The following is a 560-nucleotide window of genomic DNA, read 5'->3' on the forward strand; positions in this document are numbered from 1 at the left end:
TAACCCGTGGGGGGTAGCCGTAGCGAAAGCGAGTCTGAATAGGGCGCGTGTAGTGGCATGTTCTAGGCCCGAAGCGGAGTGATCTACCCATGGCCAGGGTGAAGCGTCGGTAAGACGTCGTGGAGGCCCGAACCCACTTAGGTTGAAAACTGAGGGGATGAGTTGTGGGTAGGGGTGAAAGGCCAATCAAACTCCGTGATAGCTGGTTCTCCCCGAAATGCATTTAGGTGCAGCGTCGCGTGTTTCTTGCCGGAGGTAGNGGTTACTGACGTCAGCCAAACTCCGAATGCCGGTAAGTGAGAGCGCGGCAGTGAGACTGCGGGCGATAAGGTTCGCTGGTCGAGAGGGAAACAGCCCAGATCGCCGGCTAAGGCCCCTAAGCGTGTGCTAAGTGGGAAAGGATGTGGGACCGCTCAGACAGCCAGGAGGTTGGCTTAGAAGCAGCCACCCTTGAAAGAGTGCGTAATAGCTCACTGGTCTAGTGGTCCTGCGCCGACAATGTAGCGGGGCTCAAGCACACCGCCGAAGCCGCGGCGCTCCAGCAGTAACATCCACACACA

General features: G+C 58.1%; 1 rRNA gene. It reads left to right on the forward strand.

Annotation, left to right across the window (positions count from 1 at the left end):
• Window positions 1–560 (forward strand): 23S ribosomal RNA (locus ONR57_RS00480); the annotation flags it as partial.

It is taken from the genome of Hoyosella sp. YIM 151337 (assembly GCF_026041215.1).
Taxonomy (GTDB): domain Bacteria; phylum Actinomycetota; class Actinomycetes; order Mycobacteriales; family Mycobacteriaceae; genus Hoyosella.